Annotated in this window: 17 protein-coding genes and 2 tRNA genes; 4 read left to right on the plus strand and 15 right to left on the minus strand. The window is 69.7% G+C overall.

Annotated features, from left to right (window positions below; genetic code table 11):
- Positions 1–2: 2 nt before the first annotated feature.
- The 3 genes from ABR571_RS04365 to ABR571_RS04375 all read right to left on the minus strand — a co-directional run bounded on the left by ABR571_RS04365 (position 3) and on the right by ABR571_RS04375 (position 938).
- Positions 3–75: transfer RNA gene (locus ABR571_RS04365), tRNA-Arg, on the minus strand.
- Between the two features lie 63 nt (positions 76–138).
- Positions 139–228: transfer RNA gene (locus ABR571_RS04370), tRNA-Ser, on the minus strand.
- An 83-nt stretch (positions 229–311) separates the two neighbouring features.
- Complete coding sequence (locus tag ABR571_RS04375; RefSeq protein ID WP_409451968.1) at positions 312–938, minus strand: TetR/AcrR family transcriptional regulator; 627 nt, start codon at positions 936–938, stop codon at positions 312–314.
- 162 nt (positions 939–1100) lie between these two features.
- On the opposite strand from ABR571_RS04375, the gene ABR571_RS04380 reads away from it, so the two are divergent.
- Positions 1101–2771, plus strand: a complete 1671-nt coding sequence (locus ABR571_RS04380) for an MFS transporter (protein WP_409451969.1) — start codon at positions 1101–1103, stop codon at positions 2769–2771.
- Between the two features lie 62 nt (positions 2772–2833).
- On the opposite strand, the gene ABR571_RS04385 is transcribed toward ABR571_RS04380, so the two are convergent.
- Positions 2834–4201: an L-serine ammonia-lyase gene (locus ABR571_RS04385; RefSeq protein WP_409451970.1), complete on the minus strand. Its 1368-nt coding sequence runs from the start codon at positions 4199–4201 to the stop codon at positions 2834–2836.
- Here ABR571_RS04385 and ABR571_RS04390 point away from each other — a divergent pair.
- Together ABR571_RS04390 and ABR571_RS04395 are read left to right on the plus strand one after the other, a co-directional pair.
- Positions 4143–4301: a hypothetical protein gene (locus ABR571_RS04390; RefSeq protein WP_409452003.1), complete on the plus strand. Its 159-nt coding sequence runs from the start codon at positions 4143–4145 to the stop codon at positions 4299–4301. The two genes, ABR571_RS04385 and ABR571_RS04390, sit on opposite strands and share 59 nt — an antisense overlap.
- A 30-nt stretch (positions 4302–4331) precedes the next feature.
- On the plus strand, positions 4332–5054 hold the full coding sequence (locus ABR571_RS04395; RefSeq protein ID WP_409451971.1) for a siderophore-interacting protein: 723 nt from the start codon (positions 4332–4334) through the stop codon (positions 5052–5054).
- Here ABR571_RS04395 and ABR571_RS04400 read toward each other — a convergent pair.
- The 9 genes from ABR571_RS04400 to ABR571_RS04440 form a co-directional block, all read right to left on the minus strand.
- The gene (locus tag ABR571_RS04400) at positions 5051–5320 is read right to left on the minus strand and encodes a hypothetical protein (protein WP_409451972.1); all 270 of its coding nucleotides are present in this window, start codon (positions 5318–5320) and stop codon (positions 5051–5053) included. The two genes, ABR571_RS04395 and ABR571_RS04400, sit on opposite strands and share 4 nt — an antisense overlap.
- A gap of 18 nt (positions 5321–5338) precedes the next feature.
- On the minus strand, positions 5339–6475 hold the full coding sequence (locus ABR571_RS04405; protein ID WP_409451973.1) for a hypothetical protein: 1137 nt from the start codon (positions 6473–6475) through the stop codon (positions 5339–5341).
- Between the two features lie 20 nt (positions 6476–6495).
- Entirely contained in the window at positions 6496–7935 is a 1440-nt protein-coding gene (gene purB / locus ABR571_RS04410; RefSeq protein ID WP_409451974.1) for an adenylosuccinate lyase, read from the minus strand.
- 19 nt (positions 7936–7954) lie between these two features.
- Positions 7955–8677 (minus strand): hypothetical protein, encoded by a 723-nt coding sequence (locus ABR571_RS04415; protein WP_409451975.1) that lies wholly within the window; start codon positions 8675–8677, stop codon positions 7955–7957.
- A gap of 45 nt (positions 8678–8722) precedes the next feature.
- On the minus strand, positions 8723–9964 hold the full coding sequence (purD, locus tag ABR571_RS04420; RefSeq protein ID WP_409451976.1) for a phosphoribosylamine--glycine ligase: 1242 nt from the start codon (positions 9962–9964) through the stop codon (positions 8723–8725).
- Between the two features lie 22 nt (positions 9965–9986).
- Positions 9987–10433: a hypothetical protein gene (locus tag ABR571_RS04425; RefSeq protein WP_409451977.1), complete on the minus strand. Its 447-nt coding sequence runs from the start codon at positions 10431–10433 to the stop codon at positions 9987–9989.
- Positions 10434–10437: 4 nt separating this feature from the next.
- The gene (locus ABR571_RS04430) at positions 10438–16215 is read right to left on the minus strand and encodes a hypothetical protein (protein ID WP_409451978.1); all 5778 of its coding nucleotides are present in this window, start codon (positions 16213–16215) and stop codon (positions 10438–10440) included.
- A 237-nt stretch (positions 16216–16452) separates the two neighbouring features.
- Positions 16453–17643 carry a PQQ-binding-like beta-propeller repeat protein gene (locus tag ABR571_RS04435; protein ID WP_409451979.1) on the minus strand — a complete coding sequence of 397 codons (1191 nt, stop codon included), beginning with the start codon at positions 17641–17643 and terminating at the stop codon, positions 16453–16455.
- Positions 17644–17954: 311 nt separating this feature from the next.
- Positions 17955–19253, minus strand: a complete 1299-nt coding sequence (locus ABR571_RS04440; protein WP_409451980.1) for an adenylosuccinate synthase — start codon at positions 19251–19253, stop codon at positions 17955–17957.
- 72 nt (positions 19254–19325) lie between these two features.
- Between ABR571_RS04440 and ABR571_RS04445 the strand changes: the two genes are divergently transcribed.
- Positions 19326–20693, plus strand: coding sequence for a TrpB-like pyridoxal phosphate-dependent enzyme (locus ABR571_RS04445; protein ID WP_409451981.1), 1368 nt, complete (start codon positions 19326–19328; stop codon positions 20691–20693).
- Between the two features lie 90 nt (positions 20694–20783).
- Here ABR571_RS04445 and ABR571_RS04450 read toward each other — a convergent pair whose 3' ends face one another.
- Both ABR571_RS04450 and fbaA read right to left on the minus strand, forming a co-directional pair.
- The gene (locus tag ABR571_RS04450) at positions 20784–21209 is read right to left on the minus strand and encodes a DUF3151 domain-containing protein (protein ID WP_409451982.1); all 426 of its coding nucleotides are present in this window, start codon (positions 21207–21209) and stop codon (positions 20784–20786) included.
- Between the two features lie 38 nt (positions 21210–21247).
- Entirely contained in the window at positions 21248–22276 is a 1029-nt protein-coding gene (gene fbaA, locus ABR571_RS04455; RefSeq protein WP_409451983.1) for a class II fructose-bisphosphate aldolase, read from the minus strand.
- Between the last annotated feature and the right edge of the window lie 18 nt (positions 22277–22294).

Raw genomic sequence — 22294 nt, forward strand, 5'->3', positions numbered from 1 at the left:
GGCGCGCCCGGCAGGACTCGAACCTGCAACCTCTTGATCCGTAGTCAAGTGCTCTATCCGTTGAGCTACGGGCGCTGGTGGTACCGACGGGACAGTCTACCGGCTGACCGGCGAGCGACCCGACCCGACCGCGGTCAGCGGAGGCTCCGGGATTCGAACCCGGGATGGGCTTGAGACCCAAACCGCATTAGCAGTGCGGCGCCATAGACCAGACTAGGCGAAGCCTCCAAGCGGCCGAGGACTCGCACAGCCACCGGGCGAAAGCCTACAAGGTCGGCCAGAGCCCGTTCAAAGCCCGCCCTGGACGCCGGTCAGCGGACCTCGACGAGCGGGATGAAGATCTGCTCGATGATGTCGATGATGTCGCGCTGGGTGAGAGGCTCGCGCTGCAGGATGACCCGGTGCGAGAGCACGGCGGGGATGACGTCGGCCACGAGCTGGGTGGCCGCCTCGGGCCGCACCTCGCCGCGCTGGACGCCACGCCGGAGCAACGAGAGCAGGGCCGCGCGCCGCGGAGCCTGGAACCGCTCGTCCACCAGCCGGGCCAGTTCCGGGTCCCCCATCGCCTCGCATTTGATGGCCCGCATGGCGGCGCCGGACGGGCTGGTGATGACACCGGCGATCGCCCGGGCCACACCGAGCAGCGCCTGATGGGTGGTGACCGAGTCGTCGAGATCGACGGTGATCCCGGCCTGGTCGGGCGAGGGCAGCATCTCGCAGAGCACGTCGGTCACGAGTTCCTGCTTGGTCGGCCAGCGGCGGTAGATGCTGGCCTTGCCGGTGCGGGCCCGCGCCGCCACGCCCTCGACGCTGAAGGCCGTGTAGCCGACCTCGGTCAGCTCGGCGAACGCTGCCTCGCGGATCGCGTCCTCGAGCGCGACGCCGCGCTTGCGCTGAGCCGGTGCCGATGCATCCGGGCCGCTCGCCGTGACGGTCACCTGTGTCGTACTCCTCGACCAGAAATCGGTTGTCGCTGCGAACGCAATTAGTGCACGGTTGCGTTCCCTATGCAAGTGGCTCTACTGTACTGGATAGAGAACGCCTGCGTGCCTTAGCGGACGATCCCGTGCCGGCACCGCCAACCGAACGGAGCTCCACTCGTGACCGAAACCAAGACCGGAGGCAAGGCCGCATCCGGCACCACCTCCGGCGAGCGCGGCGCCCGGCGGGCCGCGCACCCCGGACTCGTGCTGCTGGTCATCGCCGGCGCCCAGATGATGGTCGTGCTCGACGGCACCATCGTGAACATCGCGCTCCCCTCCATGGGCCGCTACTTCGGCAAGAGCCAGACCGACATGACGTGGGCGCTCAACGCGTACACGCTCGCGTTCGGCGGCCTGCTGCTGCTCGGCGGGCGCATGGGCGACATCTTCGGCCGGCGGCGCATGTTCGTCTTCGGTCTGGGCCTGTTCACCCTCGGCAGCTTCCTGGCCGGCATCGCCCCCAACTTCGGGCTGTTGCTGGCCGGCCGCGCGATCCAGGGTGTCGGCGGGGCCATCGCCTCGCCCACCGCTCTGTCGTTGATCACCACCGAGTTCGAAGAGGGCGCGGCCCGCACCAAGGCACTCGGCGTGTACGCCGCGGTGTCTGGCGCCGGCGCCGCGCTGGGCCTGCTGCTAGGCGGCATCCTCACGAACTACCTGAGCTGGCGGTGGGTGCTGTTCGTCAACGTCCCCATCGGCATCGCGCTGATGACCGGCGCCTTCCTCTACCTGCACGAGTCCGACCGCCTCAAGGGCAAGTTCGACTTCGTCGGCGCGCTGCTGTCGGTGGCCGGCATGGTCGCCACCGTCTACGGGTTCATCCACGTCGCCCACTCCGGCTGGAGCAACACCGAGACGTTCGTCGTCTTCGCCGCCGCGATCCTGCTGCTCGTCAGCTTCGTCTACTACGAGGCGAGGGTCGTAGCCGAGCCGATGATGCCGATGCGCATCTTCGAGAACCGCAACCGCGGGGGCGCCTACCTCGTCATGTTCGTCGTCGGCGCGGCGATGTTCGGCATGTTCTACTTCATCACCTTCTTCGTCCAAGGCGTTCGCGACTACAGCGCGCTGAAGGCCGGCTTCGCCTTCCTGCCGGTGGCGTTGACGATCGGGATCACCTCGCAGATCGTCGCCCGCATCCTCGTCCGGGTCGGCCTCAAACCGCTGCTGATCACCGGCACCGTGCTGATCACCCTGTCGCTGCTCTGGTTCTCCACCGTGGACGCGGACTCCCGGTACCTGACGAAGCTGCTGCCCGGCATGATCACGCTGGCCATCGCCATGGGCTGCCTGTTCGTGCCGCTCACCTCGGCCGCGGTGTCCCGGGTGGCCAACACCGACGCCGGCCTGGCGTCGGCGCTGCTCAACGTCGGCCAGCAGGTCGGCGGCGCGCTCGGGCTGTCGGTGATGACGACGGTGTTCGGCACGGCCGGGCGCAACTACGCGAGCAGCCACCAGAAGGATCTGCGGCCGGGCATCGGCAAGCTCCCGACCGACGTGCAAGGGCAGCTGGTCGGCTCGAACGGCCTGCTGACCCACGCCAAGAACGGCGTGCAACCCGATGCGATCGCCGCCTTCGTCAAGCAGCACCCGGGCGCGGCGCCGTTCTTCGCCAAGAACGGGCCGTACCAGGACTTCAACCACGGCCTGCTGGCCCACGCCTCCGGCCAGGGGTTCCTGATGGGCGCTGCCTTCGGCGTCGTGGCGATCATCGCCGCCGTCTTCCTGATCAACGTCAAGAAGACCGACCTACCGGCCGGAGACGGGGTCGTAGCCGGCGCGCACTGAGCCATCCCCCAGAAGGGCCGCCCTCACCTCCGGGGCGGCCCTTCGCCACGCCGGGGGCGGGTTCAGCACTCGATGACGTTGACGGCGAGGCCGCCGCGCGCGGTCTCCTTGTACTTCACCTTCATGTCCGCGCCGGTCTCGCGCATCGTCTTGATCACCTTGTCCAGGCTGACGATGTGCTGACCGTCGCCGCGCAGCGCAATCCGGGCGGCGTTGATCGCCTTGACCGCAGCCATCGCGTTGCGTTCGATGCACGGCACCTGCACCAGCCCGCCGACAGGGTCGCAGGTCAGGCCGAGGTTGTGCTCCATGCCGATCTCCGCAGCGTTCTCCACCTGCTCCGGTGTCCCGCCGAGCACCTCGCACAGCGCGCCGGCGGCCATCGAGCACGCCGAGCCGACCTCGCCCTGGCAACCGACCTCCGCGCCGGAGATCGAGGCGTTCTCCTTGTACAACACGCCGATCGCGCCCGCGCAGAGCAGGAACCGCACCACCCCCTCGTCGGAAGCGCCGGGGCAGAACCGGACGTAGTAGTGCAGGACGGCGGGCAGGACACCGGCTGCGCCGTTCGTCGGCGCGGTCACCACCCGACCGCCCGCAGCGTTCTCCTCGTTCACCGCGAGCGCGAAGAGGTCGACCCAGTCGAGCAACCGCAGCGGATCGGTGGCGAACGGTTCACCGCAGAGACGCTGGTACAGCTCCGGCGCCCGGCGGCGCACCTTCAGCCCACCCGGCAGCGTCCCCCCGCTGTTCCAGCCGTTGGTCACGCACTCCTGCATGACCGACCAGATGTGCAGCAGCCGGCTGCGGATCTCGTCCTCACTGCGCCATGCCGTCTCGTTGGCCAGCATGACGCCGCTGACCGACAGGCCCGTCTCGCGGCAGCGCGCCAGCAGCGCATCGCCGGTCGTGAACGGATGGGTCACGACGGTGTCGTCGAGCTTGATCCGATCGGCACCGGCCGAGGCCTCGTCCACGACGAACCCGCCGCCGACGGAGTAGTAGGTCCGCTCGCGGATGCACTCGTCCCCGGCGTAGGCGAAGAAGCGCATGCCGTTCGGATGGAAGGGCAGGCTCGTGCGCCGGTGCAGCACGAGGTCGTCGGCGCCGAACTCGACGTTCCGCTTGCCGAGCAGATCGAGACGCCCGGCGGCCCGCGCGTCCGTCGCGCGCTGGGCGGCCGATGCGATGTCCACGGTCTCGGGCGCCTCGCCCAGCAGACCGAGCGTCACGGCGCGGTCGCTTCCGTGCCCATGTCCCGTCGCGCCGAGGGAGCCGAACAGCTCGGCCCGCACCTTGGTGACGTCGTCGATCAGGCCGTCGTCGGCGAGGCCGACGGCGAAGGTACGGGCGGCCCGCATCGGACCGACCGTGTGCGACGACGACGGCCCGATCCCGATCGAAAACAGATCGAACACACTGATAGCCACGCCGTCCGCCTCTCCGGCCTTGACTGCTGTCGTCGCGTTCCAGCTCGGCCAACCGGTCGCGTTGTTGTTCCTCGATTCCAGCGTAGGCCTCGAAGCGTGATCTGGGTCTCCTCGCTAGGGTCGGACAACTGTGGGTAGTCCTGTTGTCCGGCGGTCGCCGGTGCACGGCGGCGTGGTGGTGGCGGCCCAGCGCTTGACCCCGCGGATGCGCCGGATCACGGTGCGGTCGGACGCGGCGGTCGGCCTGGACGTCCGCCCGGCCCAGGACATCGAGCTGCTGTTGCGTGAGGCATCCGGGCGCCGCGTCAAGCGGCGCTACACGATCCGGCACGCTCGCCAGGAGACCGGCGAGCTCGACCTCGACGTCCTCCTGCACGGCGACGGCCCAGGCGCCCGGTGGGGCGAGCACGCCGAGCCCGGTGACCCGGTCGAGTACCAGGGCCCGCGCGGGAAGCTCGAGCTGCGCAGCGCGCCGTGGCACCTGCTCGTCGGTGACGAGTCGGCATTGCCGGCGATTGCCGCGATCGCCGAAGCACTGCCTGCCCACGAGCTGGCCCTCGCGGTTGTGGAGGTGGAGGACGGCGACGACGAGCTGCCGGTCGCCGCTGAGACCAGGTGGGTGCATCGTGGTGGTGCTCCGGCGGGCACGGCCGACCGCCTGATCGCCGCCGTCACCGACCTGGCGATCGCCGACGGTGCGCGGGCCTACTTGATGGGCGAGAGCCGGGCGATGGTGGCCTTGCGGGCCGTGCTCGAGCAGCGCGGCATCGACCACGATGCCATCTTCGTGAAGGGCTACTGGAACATCGGGCGGCCTGATCGCCTCGCCGGACGGACGCCGGCGGCCGGTTAGAGAAGGAAGAACCCGCGGATCGCCTTCCCGGCGGGGCGAGGTGCGATGTGCTCGTCGTGATAGCGCTGGGCCGTCGCGGCGGCGACGGAACCGTGCCCGGTCGCGATCTGGGGCCGAGCGACGATCACCAGCGCCCAGACGGCGAGCGTCAGAGCCACCGCGACCGCAACGGCGTTCCTGAGCCGCCGTGGTAAGCGGCGCCCACCGACGGCGAGCTCATCGTCGGCGGACAGGCCGGCGGCCAAGGACACCTCGTCGTCGGCCATGAGCCCATCATGCACCCGTCAGCCCGGGCAGTTCCCGGCCTCGAGTTGGACGGGGGTGCTGCCGGTCGGGACGGCATAGATCGCATTGCGGGCGGCGCCGGGGCGCACGTTGATCACCACCGGTCCGGCCACCGCCGGCCAACTGTGCAGGATCTTGCCCGAGTCGGCGGCGATGCACCACAAGCCGGCGCCTCCGGAAACGTCGCGGATCAGGAAACTGCGCGTCCCGGCGGCGGCGAAGGCGACGCCCGACCCGAGCCGGCCCACGATGTCGCTGTGCCTGATCGGCCGCAGCGTTCGCGGGTCCAGCCGAACCAGGACGGCGCCCCGCGCGTCGCTGCCGCCGGCCCAGATCCGTCCGTTCACGACCGCGAACGAGCCGGTGAGGAATGGCAGGTCGGCCGAGATACCGGAGCGGGTGAGATCGGGCGACTCGGCCCGGACCCGCACCGCGGTGCCGTCCTCGTCGAGCAGCAGCAGCCGGTTCCGGGTGCCGTCGGCGGCGATCGCGCGGCCCCCGCGCAGTGGCGTCCAGTCGAGCAGACCGGACGCCCGCGGCCCGGCGATGCCGACCACACCGGAACTCGCGCTGATGTAGAGCTCGCCGTTCAGTTCGTCGATGCCGGCCACCTGGCCTTCGATGTGCAGCCGCCGCGACTCGCGCAGGCCAGGCAGGTCGTAGCCGTAGATGAGGATGCGGGCGGGCAGTGACTTCACGACCCAGATCCGCGACCGTTTCGGGTCGGCGGCGAGCAGATAGCTGCCGCCCGTGTCCGCCGCGTCGCCGACCGTCACGCTCGTCTCGGCGATCGAGTCCGTGCGGTGCGCGATGAGGCTTCCGTCGCGGACCATGTAGAGCGTCGAGCCGATCATCAGCGCCGGGGGCGGCCCCGAATCGGCGACTGGGAAGGGCGCCGGAGGCGCTACCGGAAGCGTCGGTGCCTGGGTGGTCGCCACGGCCCGCGGCTTGCCGGCGGCAAGGTGCTGCGCCACCAGGACGGCGACCACCGCGACGACGAGCAGGGCGACCCCCGGGGCCACCAACCCGTTGGGCCGATCGGGCCGGCGCGGCGACGTGTCGAGTACTTCTTCCTCACGGCCGACATCGAAGGTGGCGTAGTTCCCGCCACCGTCGCGATTGCCGGGTCCGATCATGTCAGCGTCACATCGGCCGGTTACAAGATCGGTTCCGGGTGGTAGTCGGCCGCGGCCGGCTCGGAGGCGAGCACCTGATCGACGGCGCGGACGAGCGCGGCCACCTGGTCGCGGGCCGCGCCCGTGAACGACATCGGTTCGGCGAGCAGCCGGTTCAGCGCCTCGGCCGAGAGGCCGAGACGGGAGTCGGCGGCCAGCCGGTCGAAGAGCTCGTTGCGATCGGTGCCCTTCTCCCGCATTTCGAGCGCGACGGCCACGGCGTTGTCCTTGATCGCCTCGTGCGCCGCCTCGCGTCCGACGCCGGCGCGCACCGCCGCCATCAGCACCTTGGTGGTGGCCAGGAAGGGCAGGTAGCGGTCCAGCTCGCGCTCGATCACCGCCGGGAACGCGCCGAACTCGTCCAGCACGGTCAGCAGGGTCTCGAGCAATCCGTCCAGGGCGAAGAAGGCGTCCGGCAGCGCGACGCGACGCACGACCGAGCACGAGACGTCGCCCTCGTTCCATTGGTCGCCGGCCAGTTCGCCGGCCATCGCCGCGTAGCCGCGCAGGATCACGGCGAACCCGTTGATCCGCTCGGCCGAGCGGGTGTTCATCTTGTGCGGCATGGCCGACGAGCCGACCTGGCCCGGCTTGAACCCCTCGGTCACCAGCTCGTTGCCGGCCATCAACCGGATCGTCTTGGCGAGTGAGGACGGTGCCGCGGCCACCTGGACGAGCGCCGAGAGGACGTCCCAGTCCAGCGATCGCGGATACACCTGACCGACGCTGGCGAGAACGGTGCCGAAGCCGAGGTGCCGCGCGACGTCGGCCTCCAGCCGGGCCAGCTTCTCGGCATCGCCGTCGAGCAGGTCGAGCATGTCCTGCGCCGTGCCGACGGGGCCCTTGATGCCGCGCAGGGGGTAGCGGGCGCTCAGGTCGTCCAACCGGCCGAGCGCGACCAACAGCTCGTCGGCCGCCGTCGCGAAACGCTTGCCGAGCGTCGTCGCCTGGGCCGCCACGTTGTGCGAACGGCCGGCCATGACGAGCGAGTCGTATTCGGCGGCCCGCCGAGCCAGGCGCGACAGCACGGCGAGCACCTTCGTCCGGATGAGCGCGAGAGACGAGCGGACCTGAAGCTGTTCGACGTTCTCGGTCAGATCCCGGCTCGTCATGCCTTTGTGGATCTGCTCGTAACCGGCGAGGGCTGCGAACTCCTCGATGCGGGCCTTCACGTCGTGGCGGGTCACCCGCTCGCGGGCGGCGATGCTGTCGAGGTCGACGGCGTCGACACCCCGGTCGAGCACCGCCTGGTACGCGGCCAGGGCGGCCTCGGGCACCTCGACGCCGAGTGCGGCCTGGGCCCGCAGCACCGCCACCCAGAGCTGCCGTTCCAGCACGACCTTGGCCGCCGGCGACCACAGCGTCGCCATGGCGCCGGAGGCATAGCGACCGGCGAGGACGTTGGGGATCGCGGGCTTCACCGGACCATTCTCCCGCGTTTCAGCTCAGCGCGAGCAGTCGGATGTCGGCGGCCAGCTTGTGCAGCGGCGGCAGCGCCCGCCCTGGACCGTTGGAGGCAATCACCTGTACGAGTACGTGGTAGGTCTCGAGCGTCGCTTGGTAGTACGTGACGACGGTGCCGCCGGAGCGCGTAATGCCCCCACCGTCGGTGTTCGGGACGCTCGCCCGGTCCACCCGTACCAGGATCTCGGTCGTACCGTTGCGCGCGGTGAGCTGCCGGAACCACAGCGGCTTGCCGTCGTGCGGCGACAGCAGCCGCACGGTGGACGCGGACTCGAGGACCGCCGCGGGGAAGGCCGCGTGCAGCGCGGTCACGGCCGACGATCCGGCTTCCCCGGACTCCAGGCACTGGTAGGCCGCCGGGCAGGCGAAGGGGTCCTGGGCCCCGGGAGCCACCGTGCCGCTCGGGTCGATGACGCTGCCGTTGAGCAGCCCCGAGCCGGTGTCGGGGGCGCCGCGCGACGCGGTCGACGACGGTCCGCCGCTCGGCGTCGCCTCCGAGCCGCTGTGGTGCGACATCGCGCGGGCGACGGCCGCGACGAGCGCCAGGAGCACTGCCGCGAGAAGGAGGTCGCGCCGCAGTCGCGCGGGACGCGCCCGCCCGGCGCCGGCCTCGAGGACTTCCTCGCGGATCGGGCTGCCGCCCCGCCCGGCTGGGTCGGCCGAGTGGGCCCGGGGCAGCTCGTCGCGGGGTTCGGGCACTCTCCCAGCGTCACCCACCCGGCGGGGCCGCGCAAACTTCCCGGGTCAGACCGTGACTTCACCGTGGACCGCGCGCAGGGCGATGTCGGTGCGGTACTGGCCGCCGGCGAGGTCGATGCCGGCCAGCAGCCGGTAGGCGCGCTCGCGGGCCTCGTCGAGGGAGTCGCCGACTCCGGTCGCAGAGAGCACGCGGCCTCCGGACGCGACGACGGCGCCGTCCTCGCGACGCCGCGTGCCCGCGTGGATGACGCCGGGCTGGTCCGCCCCCGTCACGATGTCGCCGGTGCGCGGCGCGTCCGGGTAACCCGCTGCGGCCAGGACGACTGTCACTGCGGCGCCGGGCCGCCACCGCAGCGGCGGCTGCTCCCCCAGCGTCCCGATAGCGGCGGCCTGCAGCAGTCCGGCCAGTGGCGTTTCGAGCAGCGCCAGGACGACCTGGGTCTCCGGATCCCCGAAGCGGGCGTTGAACTCGACGACGCGGGGGCCGGGGCGGGTGAGCGCGAGCCCGATGTAGAGCAGCCCCGCGAACGGCGTGCCACGGCGGGCCAGCTCGTCGACCGTCGGTCGGGCGACGTCGCGCATCACGTCGTCGGTCAGTCCGGCTGGCAGCCAGGGCAGCGGCGCGTACGCACCCATCCCGCCGGTGTTGGGGCCGGTGTCGCCGTCGCCGATGCGCTTGGAGTCCTGGGCGGCGAGCAGCGGCACCACCGTGCTTCCGTCGGTCAGGCAGAACAGCGAGACCTCGGGTCCGTCGAGGAACTCTTCGATCACGACGCGCTCGCAGGCCTCGGCATGCGCCAGTGCCGCGGCGCGGTCGGAGGTGACAACCACGCCTTTGCCGGCTGCCAACCCGTCATCCTTGACGACGAACGGCGGGCCGAACTCGTCGAGGGCAGCGGCGGACTCGTCCACAGTCGTACAGACGTGGGCCCGGGCGGTCGGCACGCGCGCGGCGCTCATGACCTCCTTCGCGAATGCCTTGCTGCCCTCCAGGCGGGCGGCCGCGGCCGACGGCCCGAAGCACGCGACGCCGGCGGCGCGGACAGCGTCGGCGACGCCGGCGACCAATGGCGCCTCGGGACCGACGACGACGAGATCGGCGTCGACGTCCTGCGCCAGTTCGGTCACAGCAGCGGGATCGAGGGCATCGACACCACGCTGCTCGGCCACGGCCGCCGTGCCGGCATTACCGGGCGCGCACACGAGCGCGGTGACGGCCGGATCGGCCGCCAGCGCGAGGCACAGCGCGTGCTCGCGGGCACCGGAACCGATCACGAGGACGCGCACGCGAGCGAGCCTAGTGGTCGCCTCAGCGAAACATTGCCTCGGCGAAGGCGGTGCAGTACTCCTTGTGGTCGACCGGCTTGGCGATGGTGAACCTGACCTGGTAGCCGACCGCCGTCTCACCCGGCAATGCGATCTGCGCGACGCCGCCGGGGAGCCGGAACGTCGCGGCGCCGGTCGCATCGGTCGTGGCGTGGCCGCTGAGGTCCGGCAGCTTGCCGCTCTTGCCCACCAGCTTGGTCGGGCCGGTGAAGACCAGGAAGAACGAGAGCCGGAACCGGGCCAACGGCTTACCCTCACCGGTCAGCCGCGCGTGAAGCGTCAGCGGCGCGGTCCGGCTCTCGAGGTGCACCGGCTGCAGCTTCAGCACGGTGTGGATGCAGCCGCCCGAGTCGCTGCTGAGCCCGCATCCGGCGACCACGGCGAGCGCGCCCATCAGGAACGCGCTCGCCGTGGCCAAACGAAGGATCACGGCATCAACAGAAATCGGTGTCATGGTCGAAATCATGGCCGAACGGCGACATCAGCGCCGCCAGGACATCGACGAGGACGTCCGGAAGTTCGTCGTTGTAGTCGATGAAGTTGAACGTCTGCGGTCCGTCGCTGCCCTGCAACGTCACGCCGTTCGGGGACTTGGAGATCACTTCAGGCTTCTGCTTCACGGTGAAGCAGACGACGAAGGCGACGCTGACGGTGAAGACATTGCTGTAGCCGTTCATGTCGTAGCGGTGGAACCAGAAGCTGTCGATATGAGACGGCAACGAGTAACTGATGATGTCCGGGTTGATCGGGCCCGGCGCGTCCGCCCACACGTGGACGTGCACATCGGGGTTGATGTCGATGTCGAACATGTTCATCGAGAACGTGCCGTAGTCGCCGCTCACACCGGGGAACAGCAGTCCGACCAGTGCCGGCAGGCCGAACGGCGGGTCGCCGGGCTGGAGCAACAGGTTGTGCAGACCCTCGACGTCCATCTCGATGTCGCCGATGTGGCTCGGGCGCAGGCCGTAGTGCCCGTCGACGATGATGTCGGTGTCGAGGGCGCTGAAGACGGTCTCGCTGAAGCTCTTGTTCGGGATGTCACCCACCTGGATGTTCAGGCCCAGCTGGATCGAATCCGTCCCCGGCACCGAGTTGAGCGTCAGGTGGTAGTTCGACGTGTCAAGTCCCACGGTCGTGTTGCTGCCCAGGTTGGTGAACCGGAAGAACGCGCCGTTGGTTCCCACGGTCGCGGACCCGCCGACCTTCTGGCTCAGCTGCGCATCCACCTGCACCAGGCCGTCGAGGGTGCTCGCCGGCGAGCTGCACGGATCGCTGTTGTTGTTGCAGCCGACGTAGGTGAATGCCGGGGCGTTCACGCCGTCTTGCGATCCGGCCGAGCCGACGTCGAGGTGCATCACCGGTGGGATGTCGGTGAAGTCGATCAGGGCGGAGCCGGACGTCCCGTCGAGGGTGGCCGTGGCCTGGAGCCGCAGGTCATCGATCGGGCCCGAGTCGACCACGTCGACGTGGTTCTGCGCCCCGAACTGGCCGGTCACCGACACCGTCTTGGGCAGGTTGCTGGCTATGAACTGACCCCGCACCGTGCCGAGACTCGTGGTCGTGTCCGCGTCCGCGTCCACCTCGAGATGACCCAGGTTGTCCGAGGCCGAGTAGCCGGCGCGGAACTTGGTCGGATCGGCCGGATCGGCGCCGAACGGACCCACGTTCAGGTCCAGCATCGAGGGCAGGCCGCTGATCGTGGCCAGCGCCCGGACCTGCGGCAGCCCGCTGATCAGGTTGTTGAGCTGGGCGAACACCTTCAGCTCTCCGCTGGGGTGCAGCCCGACGAGGTTGACGGTGCCGGCCTTGGTGTTGATGTCGACGTTGGTCGGCAGTCCGGGCAGGTTGACATTTGCCACCGCGCCCCAGCAGGACGAGAAGACGGAGCAGAAGATGCTGCCGTCGGTCGCGCACCCCGCGCCGCCACTGCACGCCCGCGCGCGCACTGCCACACCTTGGGTGTACAGCGGAGCACTGAGCCCAGCCAGCGCGGCCACCTTGCCCACCGCCGCAGACAGTCGCAGCGCTGCCGACTGGTCGCTGTGGTAGATGATGTGGCCGTTCGAGATGTCGACGTGCACCGTGTTGGGCGTCGTGATCGTGCCAGCGGCCGCGTACCGCGTGTCCCGGGCACCGTTGGCCTTCAGCACGACGTCGGCGTCCAGGCCGACGGTCGCCGCCCCCATGTCGAGGTCGAACGTCTGGTTGCCGGCCACGTCCTTGCCGTACCCGACCGTGGACAGCTGCACGACTTTCGCGCCGGCGTCGATGTTCCCGCTCAACTCGTCGTAGTGCGCCGCCAGGTAGTCGATCGTGTCAGGCACGGTCGCCCCGACGAAGTTCGACACCGCGAAGGTTGCCGACCCGAGTGGTCCCGACAGCGCGTGGAAGCCGAACGACCCGCCGCCGAAGTCGGCGGTGAAGTGGCCCGGGACGGTCGTGGCCTGCGCGAACGCATTCCACGTCCGGCCGTTGTAGGGCACGTGCGCGATCACGGTGATGTCGTCGATCGCCGACGACATCGTCGCCTCGGCGTGCGAGTTCGGCACGTCGACGAGGTAGTCCATCGTCGCCGGGACGTTGCTGATCGACGCCTGCAGGTACCCCGTCGTCGCGCTGGTGACCTTCGCCGAGATGCTCGGGATGGCCGCCGAGTCCGTCACCGTGATCCGGTCGATCGATCCGAACGAACCGTGCACGTGCATCGTCTTCGGCAGCTGGGCGATCGTCGCGTTGGCCCGCAGCACGGGGAACGTGGCATCCGTCGTCGTCGCGTTGACGTCGACGCTCAGCGTGCCCAAGGGCGCCGACGCCGAGTAGGACGCGTCGACGGTGTTTCCCGTACCGAACGTGAACGGACCCGCCGTGAAGTCCAGCGAAGCCGGCAGCCCGGACAGCGCCAGCTTGGCCGAGACGTCGGGCAACGCGGTGATGAGCCCGATCAGACGGAGGTAGATGCTCAGCGTCGGCGACGGCGGCTGGTAGCCGGTGAAGGCCACCGTGCCGGCCACCGTGTCGACGACCACCGACGTCGGCAGGCCGGACATGTTGATGTTGGCCACCGCGCCGAGGCACTTCGGGAACGCGTTGCAGAACGGGCCCGCGTCAGTGGCACAATTGGGACCGGCGTTGCAGGACTGCTCCACCGCCGCGATGCCGTTGGCCGGCAGCGGCGCACCCAGGCCGGCCAGGGCGGCGACCTTGCCGACCCGCAGGCCGAGCTGGATCCCCACGTGCTTGTCCGCGGTGTAGGTGATCTTGCCGTTGCCGAACGAGACGTTCACGTTCGACGGCAGCCCGGTGATGGCGCCGAAGGCGCGCAGCGAGATGTCCGGGGTGAACAGCACGTCCGCATCGATCTGGAGCGGGTTGGACCCCTCGTCGGCCTGCAGCACGAGCTGTTGCGCGGCGCCCGCCGTGCTGTAGCCGACCTCGGTCAGGTTGATGATCGAGCCGCTGGCGTCGAGGTCACCGTTGAGCTGGTTGTAGTGCACGGCCAAGTGGGCCGGGCTGGTCGGCTCGTTCGGATCGCCATGGTTGCTGATAGTCAGCGCCGCCTGGCCGAGTGGGCCGCTGAGGGCGTGGAAGTCGAAGTTGCCGTTGCCGAAGTCCGCGGTGAACTTCGCCGGTATGTTCACCAGCTGCCCGAGGGCCTGCCATTCGCGGTTGGTGAACGGCGCCCGTGCCGCGACGGTGATCGAGCCGATCGCACTCGAGGAGTTGCCCTCGATGTGGCTGTGCGGGAAGTCGGCCAGCAGGTCGAGGGTCGCCGGGATGTCGGTGATCTCGGCCGAGAGGTACTCGTTGCCGTGCGGGTTAACGGTCTCGACGCCCTGCAGGCTCGCGAAGAACTGCACCTTCGGGATGGCCGACGACGCGGTGTAGTGAACGTGCGGCGCCGAACCGAGGTCCCATGACGCGGTCATGTTCGTCGGGATCTTGTCGATCCGGGCCACGATGCTCGGCCCGGTCGCCGTGTCCACGTAGGCCGCGGTGATGTTGTCGATGATGGAACTGGCGGTGTAGGCGAAGGTCCGTCCCGCGGTGTCGAGGTCGATCGACAGGTTGGCAGGCAGGTTGGAGATCTCACCGCGGAACTTCGTGTGGCCGTCGATGATGCCGGCGGCGACGAAGCGCTGGCCGCCGGGCGAGAACGCCAGCGTCACGCGCGGGTGCTGGTCGTAGTAGACGTCGACCGACTTCAGCCCGCTGATCTTGGCGTCGGCGCCGAAGGCCTTGCCGTCGGCGATGAACGTCGCGTGGTCGTCGGCGGCCGGCGAGTAGCTGCCGAGCTTGTAGGAAGCCTGCACGGCGGCGGCGGCCAACGGCTGGTCGGCGGTCATCTTGACGTGCTTTGCCGCGTTGTCGATGAGCAGGGCGACGTTCGTCGGCAGCCCGGTCAGCGCGCCGCGTAGCACGAGCGGCCCGGTCGTGCCCGACAGCGCCATGCTCTGCTCGTAGTACGCCAGGCCGAGCGTGGCCAGGGAGCTCGATGCCATGTAGGTCGCCGTCGTCGAGTCGCCCGAGCTCAGCAGCGAGACGTCGATGCTGGCCGGCACGGCAAAGGCGCTCGCCTGCAACGCGTGCTGCAAGGTCGAACCGGTGTACTGGTAGTTGGCGAACAGCACCTGATCGATCGTCTGCGAAGCGCGGTAGCTCACCGTCGTCGCGCCACCGTTGGACGGACGCCGGAGCGTCGCCGTGACCGTGTTGGGCAACGTGTCGATCTTCAGCTGCGTGTACTGATCGCTCGGCGGAGAGTCATGGTGCCGATTGGAGAAGATCACGGCGTCCAGCTGCGTTCGCAGGTTCGTCGTCGTTTGGACAGAGTCCTGCTCGGTGCCCGGGTCGATCACGGCGTGCGCGCTGAAGGCCGTCGGGATCGGGCTGAACTTGATCGACGCGACAGTCGGGTCGTAGGCCGTTCCGACGCTGTCCTGCGTGATCGACGAGATGCCCGCGGTGATCGACATCGAGTCGCCGGTGCTGGAGATCAGGTCGGCCTGCACGTCGTAGACGCCGCGTGCGATCGCGGCCGGGTTGAACGTGTAGATGCCCAGCGAGTTGCGGGCCAGGCCGGCCCCGCGCCGGTAACCGTCGAAACCGATGGACAGCCGGTGGTAGCCGGGGATGTCGTACACGGCCCAGATGTGCGCCTTCAGCGGCTGGTCGCCGGGGATCTCGCTGGTGCCCATCCGGATCTGCATGAAGCCCAGTCCGACGTTGACCAGCGAGGTCAGGGCGAGCAGGTCGTTCTTGACCTGCGTGGTGAGCGCGGCGATCAGGTTCTGCAGGTTGAGCTTCTGCACCAACGCCAGCGGGTGGGTGAGCAGGTAGACGGGGTCCAGCAACAGGTTCACCAGATCAGTGAGGCTCTTCTGGGCGGCGTTCAGCGCAGTCTGGTCAGTCAGCAGCGTCTGGCTGGCGGTCACGATCGTCGTGACACCGACGGCCGGGACGAGGTCGGCGAACACGTCCGGTGTGCGGTCCGGCGACGCCGCGGTGCCGTTCCCCGTCACGTTGACCATGGCCGGGACCCCGAGCGGCAGGGTGATCGAGCACGAGGCCGGCTTGGTGGCCGACTCGGAGCAGACGCGGTAGGTGATCTGCGGGATGCCGTTGGGGAGCTGCTGGAGCAGGGCCAGCGGGTCGATCGGCAGCGGCGGCGGGAAGTTGCCCGACAGCAGCGCGGCGATCGTCTGAGCGAGGGTTGCCGGGTTCGTCGGGTCACCGAACTGGGCCGAGGGCATCTGCGGCTGCAGCTTGTTCGCGTCCAGGGCGGGAGCGCCGCCGGAGGTGTACGGGCCTTCGGCACTCATCGTGTTCAAGGCGTCCTGGGCGGTGGCGTCGACCAGGCTCTGGCCCGGCTGCGTCGGAAGGACGATCGGCGCCGGAGAGACCGGCAGCACCTGCGGGACGACCGCCTTGGGAACGGTCGGCGCGTCGTTCGGGCCGGGGTCGATGGCCGGCAGCGGTGTGATCGGCGTGTCGGCGGGGCTGCTCGTGGTGGCCGGCCGGTTGCTGCCGTCGGCACCGGGCGAGACCGGGCCCAACCCGGTCAACGGCGCCGGGCGGTGGCTCACGGCCGGGGTGTTGGCCGCCGGCGCACCGAGCGGCATCGCGGCCGCGCCGCCCGCGCCGGGGGCGGCACTGGCGACGGACGCGTTGGCAAACATCCCCACGAGCAGCGCCACGCTGCCGGCGATTGCCACCGCACTGCGTACGGACCGGGACCGTGCTGAACCGAAGCGCCGACGACGTGCCATGTTGGATGCCCCCCAAAGATGTTGCTGTGATCTTGTTATGCGGGAGGCATGTTTGGGTATACGGCCGCTTCCTAGCAAGCCCATGAAAAATGTCTGTTAAGCGTCACGTCAAATTGGTCGGACACAAGCGACAAGTCACGCGATTACCTGTACAAAGCGTGCCAACAGGTGGTTACCCGCGGGTCAGTCCGAGCAGATGACGGTGACGCCGGCGAAGGTCGGAACCAGGACAACCGGCCCGTACAGCGCCGGGGTCGCGAACCGGGTGACCCGCCCGACCGGGACGGAGCGCAGCGACGAGCCGGTCCGCGGGTCGAGGGCGTGCAGCACGCCGGCGTCGGTGTCGAGCGTCCAAACCCGGCCGCCGCCCACGACCGGCGAGCCGGTGAGGGCCGCATCGGCGTGCCAGAGCACCTGCAGTCGGCCGGCGCCGTCGAGGCGGACCGCCCGCAGCCCGTCCGTGCAGGGTACGTAGACCACCGCGCCGTCGACGGCCGTGCCGCCGAACGACCGGCAGACCGGCGCCTGGCTGACCGCGCCGCCGATCCCGCCGAGCCGGTCCCGTCGCAGGACGTAGGCCGTGCCCGACTTCCCGGCCGTGAAGATCCAGCGGCCGACGAGGGCCGGGCCCTGCGAGCCGAGATCCAGATCGCTGTCGTTGTCGGTGGCCCAGCTCTCGGGCGAGAACGAGTCGACCACCCGGCCCGCGGGATCGATCTTCAGCACCGAATCGCTCGAGTCGTAGGCGTCGCCCGGCCCGGCCGCTCCGTTGCCCACCGCCACGAGCAGGTGCCCGGTGTCGTCGACCACCGGCCCCGGCGGCGCCCAGATGCCCGCCTCGCGCGCAGTGGGAACCGTGTAAGCGACGACGGCGCCTGACCCGTCCAGGCGCACCCCGACGACTCGTCCTTTGTAGCCACCGCAGTCACCGTTCAGCCCGCCGAACGGCACCCAGACGCGGCCGCCGGCGATCGCCAGCGCGCCCCGCTCCTGCATCGCCCGGGTCTCGGTGCCGGGCAAGTCGATGACGCGGCGCCAGGCGACGGTCCCGTCGGCGATCCTGATCGCGACGAGCTCGTGCCGGGGCGGCGCGCCGAGTTCCGGCGAGACGTACACCAGCCGTGACCCGGCGTCGTAGATCGGCGTGCCGGTGATGCCGAGCGGATCGATGTTGCCGCAGGGTCGCTCGCCGGCCGGTGACGGTCGGCCCAGGTTGCGCTTCCACCGCAGCCGGCCCGACCCGTCGAATGCGTAGACGGTGTCGTGCTCGGTGGCGGCCACCACGACCCCGCCGACCACGAGCGGCGATGCGTAAACCGCGCCGTCGAGGTCCAGCCGGCGGACGACACGAAGCGGTCCGGCAGCTTGCGGCATGTCGGTCGCGACCCCGGCGCGGTCAGGTGTCCCGTGATACGTCGGCCAATCGGCGTAGCGGGTGGACGAAGCCGTCGGCGCGGACGACGACGAGGCTGCAGTGGCGGACGAGCGCGAGTGTCCGCTCGTGCACCCGACAAGCAGCGACATGACAGCGACAAGCGCCCACCAGCGCATCACGCAAGTATCGACGCGATGAGCGCTCGCGCGAAGAGCCCGCCGTCGCGCGAGCGAAGGGAGCTTGCGTGTGGGTCGGCGACGGGCCGACCGAAGCGAGTGTCCTTGAGGAGATCCGCGTCGGCGGATGGACATCAGTTCAGCAGGTCACGAACGGCGATCGTTTCGTCCCGGCCGGGACCGACGCCAATGGCCGAGATCGGCGCCTTGATCATCTTCTCGAGCGCGGCGACGTAGTCGCGGGCGTTGCCGGGCAGGTCGTCGAGCGTCCGTGCGGCGGAGATGTCCTCCGTCCAGCCCGGGAATGTTTCGTACACCGGGATTGCTCGGGCGAAGTCGACCTGGTTCATCGGCAGCTCGTCGTAACGCTTGCCGTCGACCTCGTAGGCCACGCAGACGGGAACCTCGTCCAAGCCGGTCAGCACGTCGAGCTTGGTGAGGACGAAGTCGGTGACGCCGTTGATGCGTGTCGCGTACCGCCCGATCACGGCGTCGAACCAGCCGCAGCGACGGGGCCGGCCGGTGGTCGTGCCGAACTCGGCGCCGTTGTTGCGCAGCAGCTCGCCTTTGTCGTCGAGCAGTTCGGTCGGGAACGGGCCTTCGCCCACGCGGGTCGTGTACGCCTTGATCACGGCGATGACGCGGCTGATCCGGGTGGGCGGGATCCCGCTTCCGGTGCAGGCGCCACCTGCCGTCGCGCTCGAGGAGGTGACGAACGGGTAAGTGCCGTGGTCGACGTCGAGCAGCGTCGCCTGCCCGGCCTCGAGGACGACCGTCTCGCCGCGGTCGAGCATCTGTTCGAGCAGCAGCGGGGTGTCGGCCACCAGGGGCGCGAGCCGCTCGGCGTAGGACGCGAGTTCGTCCACCACCGCGTCCACGTCGAAGCCCTTGCGGTTGTAGATCTTGACCAGCACCTGGTTCTTCAGGTTCAGCGCGCCGGTCACCTTGGCGTGCAGCACGTCGCGGTCGAACAGGTCCTGCACGCGGATCCCGATGCGCGACATCTTGTCGGCGTAGGTCGGCCCGATCCCCCGCCCGGTCGTGCCGATCTTCGACTTGCCGAGGAACCGCTCGGTCACCTGGTCGAGCGTGCGGTTGTACGGCGCGATGACGTGGGCCGAGCCGCTGACGACGAGCTTCGAGGTGTCGACGCCGCGTCCCTCCAGACCGTCGATCTCGCCGAACAGCACGCCGAGGTCGATGACGACTCCGTTGCCGATCACGGGCGTGCAGCCGGGCGTCAGGATGCCGGACGGGAGCAGGTGGAGTGCGTACTTCTCCCGGGCCTCGCCGGAGCCGATGACGATCGTGTGGCCGGCATTGTTGCCGCCGTTGAACTTCACCACGGCGTCCACGCGGCTGCCGAGCAGATCGGTCGCCTTGCCCTTGCCTTCGTCGCCCCACTGGGCGCCGACGAGCACGACTGCTGGCATCGGTAACTCCTGTCCGTTCGGGCCCTGCGAAGGGTAGTCGACGCGGCTCGGCAACGGTCCTACTGTGTGCCCATGACGGCTACGCCCACCAAGATCCTGCTCGACGAGAGCGAACAGCCGACGCGCTGGTACAACCTCCTGCACGACTTGCCGACCCCGCCGCCGCCGGTGCTGCACCCGGGCACGCTGCAGCCGGTCGGGCCGGATGATCTGGCTCCGTTGTTCCCGATGGACCTGATCATGCAAGAGGTCACGACCGACCAGTACGTCGAGATTCCCGGCGCGGTACTGGACGTCTACCGGCTGTGGCGCCCGTCCCCGCTGTTCCGCGCGCACCGGCTGGAGAAGGCGCTGGGCACGCCGGCCCGCATCTACTACAAGTACGAGGGCGTGTCCCCGGCCGGCTCGCACAAGCCGAACACCGCCGTGCCGCAGGCCTACTACAACGCCAAGGCCGGTATCCGCCGGCTGACGACCGAGACCGGCGCCGGTCAGTGGGGCACGGCGCTCGCCTTCGCGTGCGCTCAGTACGGCCTCGAGTGCGAGGTCTGGCAGGTGCGGGCGTCCTACGACCAGAAGCCCTACCGGCGGATGATGATCGAGACGTTCGGCGGGACCGTGCACCCTTCCCCGTCGGAGTTGACGGAGGCCGGCCGGGCGATCCTCGCCGAGCATCCCGATTCCACCGGCTCACTCGGCATCGCGATCAGCGAGGCGGTCGAGGTGGCCGCCCAGAATCCCGACACCAACTACGCATTGGGCAGCGTGCTGAACCACGTCCTGCTGCACCAGACCGTGATCGGTGAGGAGGCATTGCTGCAGCTGGCCAAGGTCGGCGAGACGCCGGACCTCATCGTCGGCTGCACCGGCGGCGGGTCGAACTTCGGTGGGCTGACCTTCCCCTTCATCCGCGAGAAGCTGGCCGGCCGGATGGCGCCGGTGATCCGCGCCGTCGAGCCGGCGGCCTGCCCGTCACTGACCCGCGGTGTCTACGCCTACGACTTCGGCGACACCGCGGGCATGACTCCGTTGATGAAGATGCACACGCTGGGCCACGACTTCGTCCCCGATCCGATCCATGCCGGTGGACTTCGCTATCACGGCATGAGCCCGTTGATCAGCCATCTCAAGGAGACCGGGATGCTCGAGGCAGAGGCGAAGTCGCAACTCGACTGCTTCGCCGCCGGCGTGCAGTTCGCCCGGGCCGAGGGCATCGTGCCGGCGCCCGAGCCCACGCACGCGTTGGCCGCCACGATCGACGAGGCGCTGCGCTGCAAGGAGAGCGGCGAGGCCAAGGTCATCCTCACCGCACTGTGCGGCCACGGGCACCTCGACCTGCCGGCCTACGACGCGTACCTGTCCGGCGTCATGCAGGACAAGCACATCGACGACGCCGCGATCGACGCGGCGATCGGGTCGCTGCCGCCGGTGCCGGCCTGATCAGGAATCCTGAAGTAGCCGTGTTCGGCCGAGCGCGGGCCGTGATCAAGAGACCGGATCGGTCGATATTCGACCGCATCCGTCTCTTGATCACGGGGACGGGGGCGGTTCAGCGGCCAGGGCGGCCGCGGCCTCCGGGTCGCTGTCGGCCAGGAGCTGTGTGCACCGGGCGGCTTCGTCCGTCTCGCTGATTCCCGCCGCGGCTTGGGCCAGAGCGTGCAATGCGCGCAGGAATCCGCGGTTCGGCTCGTGGGACCACGGCACCGGGCCCTGCCCCTTCCAGCCGGCGCGGCGCAGTGCGTCGAGGCCGCGGTGGTAGCCGGTGCGCGCGTACGCATAGCCCTCGACGGTGCGGCCGCCGGCCAGCGCCGCCTCGGCGAGGGTCGCCCAGGCGGCGCAGGAGGTCGGGTGGGCCGCGGCGACCGGGGCCGGGTCGTCACCGCGGGCGAGCAGCGCGACCGCCGGGTCCTCGGGCAGCCGGGTGGGTGGGGCGAGCAGATTGCCGAAGTGGGTCATGGCTTGATTGTGCCGGTCGGTCATCCGTCTTGATCGGCTTAGGCCGACGCGGACGTTCCGGCTGACTGCAGCGCTTCGCACGCCTCCACGACGCGGTGGGCCATGCCCTGCTCGGCCAGCTTGAGGTAGGAGCGCGGGTCGTATGCCTTCTTGTTGCCGACCTCGCCGTCGACCTTGAGGACACCGTCGTAGTTGGTGAACATGTGCCCGACGATCTCGCGGGTGAAGGCGTACTGGGTGTCGGTGTCGACGTTCATCTTCACCACGCCGTAGCTGACCGCCTCGCGGATCTCTTCCAGCTCCGAGCCCGAGCCACCGTGGAAGACGAGGTCGAACGGCTCGTCCTTCCCCAGCTTCTTGCCGACCTCGTCCTGGATCTCCTTGAGGATCTTCGGACGGAGCTTCACCGAGCCGGGCTTGTAGGAGCCGTGCACGTTGCCGAACGTCGCGGCCAGCAGGTAGCGGCCCTTCTCGCCGGTCCCCAACACCTCGGCGGTCCGCATGGCGTCACCAGGAGTCGTATAGAGCTTCTCGTTGTCGTCGCCGCCGTGAACGCCGTCCTCTTCGCCGCCGACGACACCGATCTCCAGCTCGAGGATGATCCGCGCCTTCGCCGCCTTCTCGAGCAGCCCGGCGGCGATCTGCAGGTTCTCCTCGAGCTCGATCGCCGACCCGTCCCACATGTGCGACTGGAACAACGGCGGCTTCCCGGCGTCCACACGTTCCTGCGAGATGGCGATCAGCGGACGGACGTAGCTGTCCAGCTTCTCCTTCTGGCAGTGGTCGGTATGCAACGCGACGTGGATGTCGTACTTCGCAGCGACCACGTGCGCGAACTCGGCGAGTGCGACGGCGCCGGTGACCATCTCCTTGACCGCGGTGCCCGAGGCGAACTCGGCTCCGCCGGTGGACACCTGGATGATGCCGTCGCTTCCGGCGTCGGCGAAGCCGCGGATCGCCGCGTTGACCGTCTCGGACGACGTCACGTTGATGGCCGGATAGGCGAACCCGCCGGCCTTCGCACGATCGAGCATGTCGGCGTAGATCTCGGGCGTGGCGATGGGCATCCGGACTCCTGTCTCGTG

Origin of the sequence: Jatrophihabitans sp., assembly GCF_046262535.1 — a bacterium.
In the GTDB taxonomy this organism is placed as follows: Bacteria; Actinomycetota; Actinomycetes; order Mycobacteriales; family Jatrophihabitantaceae; genus Jatrophihabitans.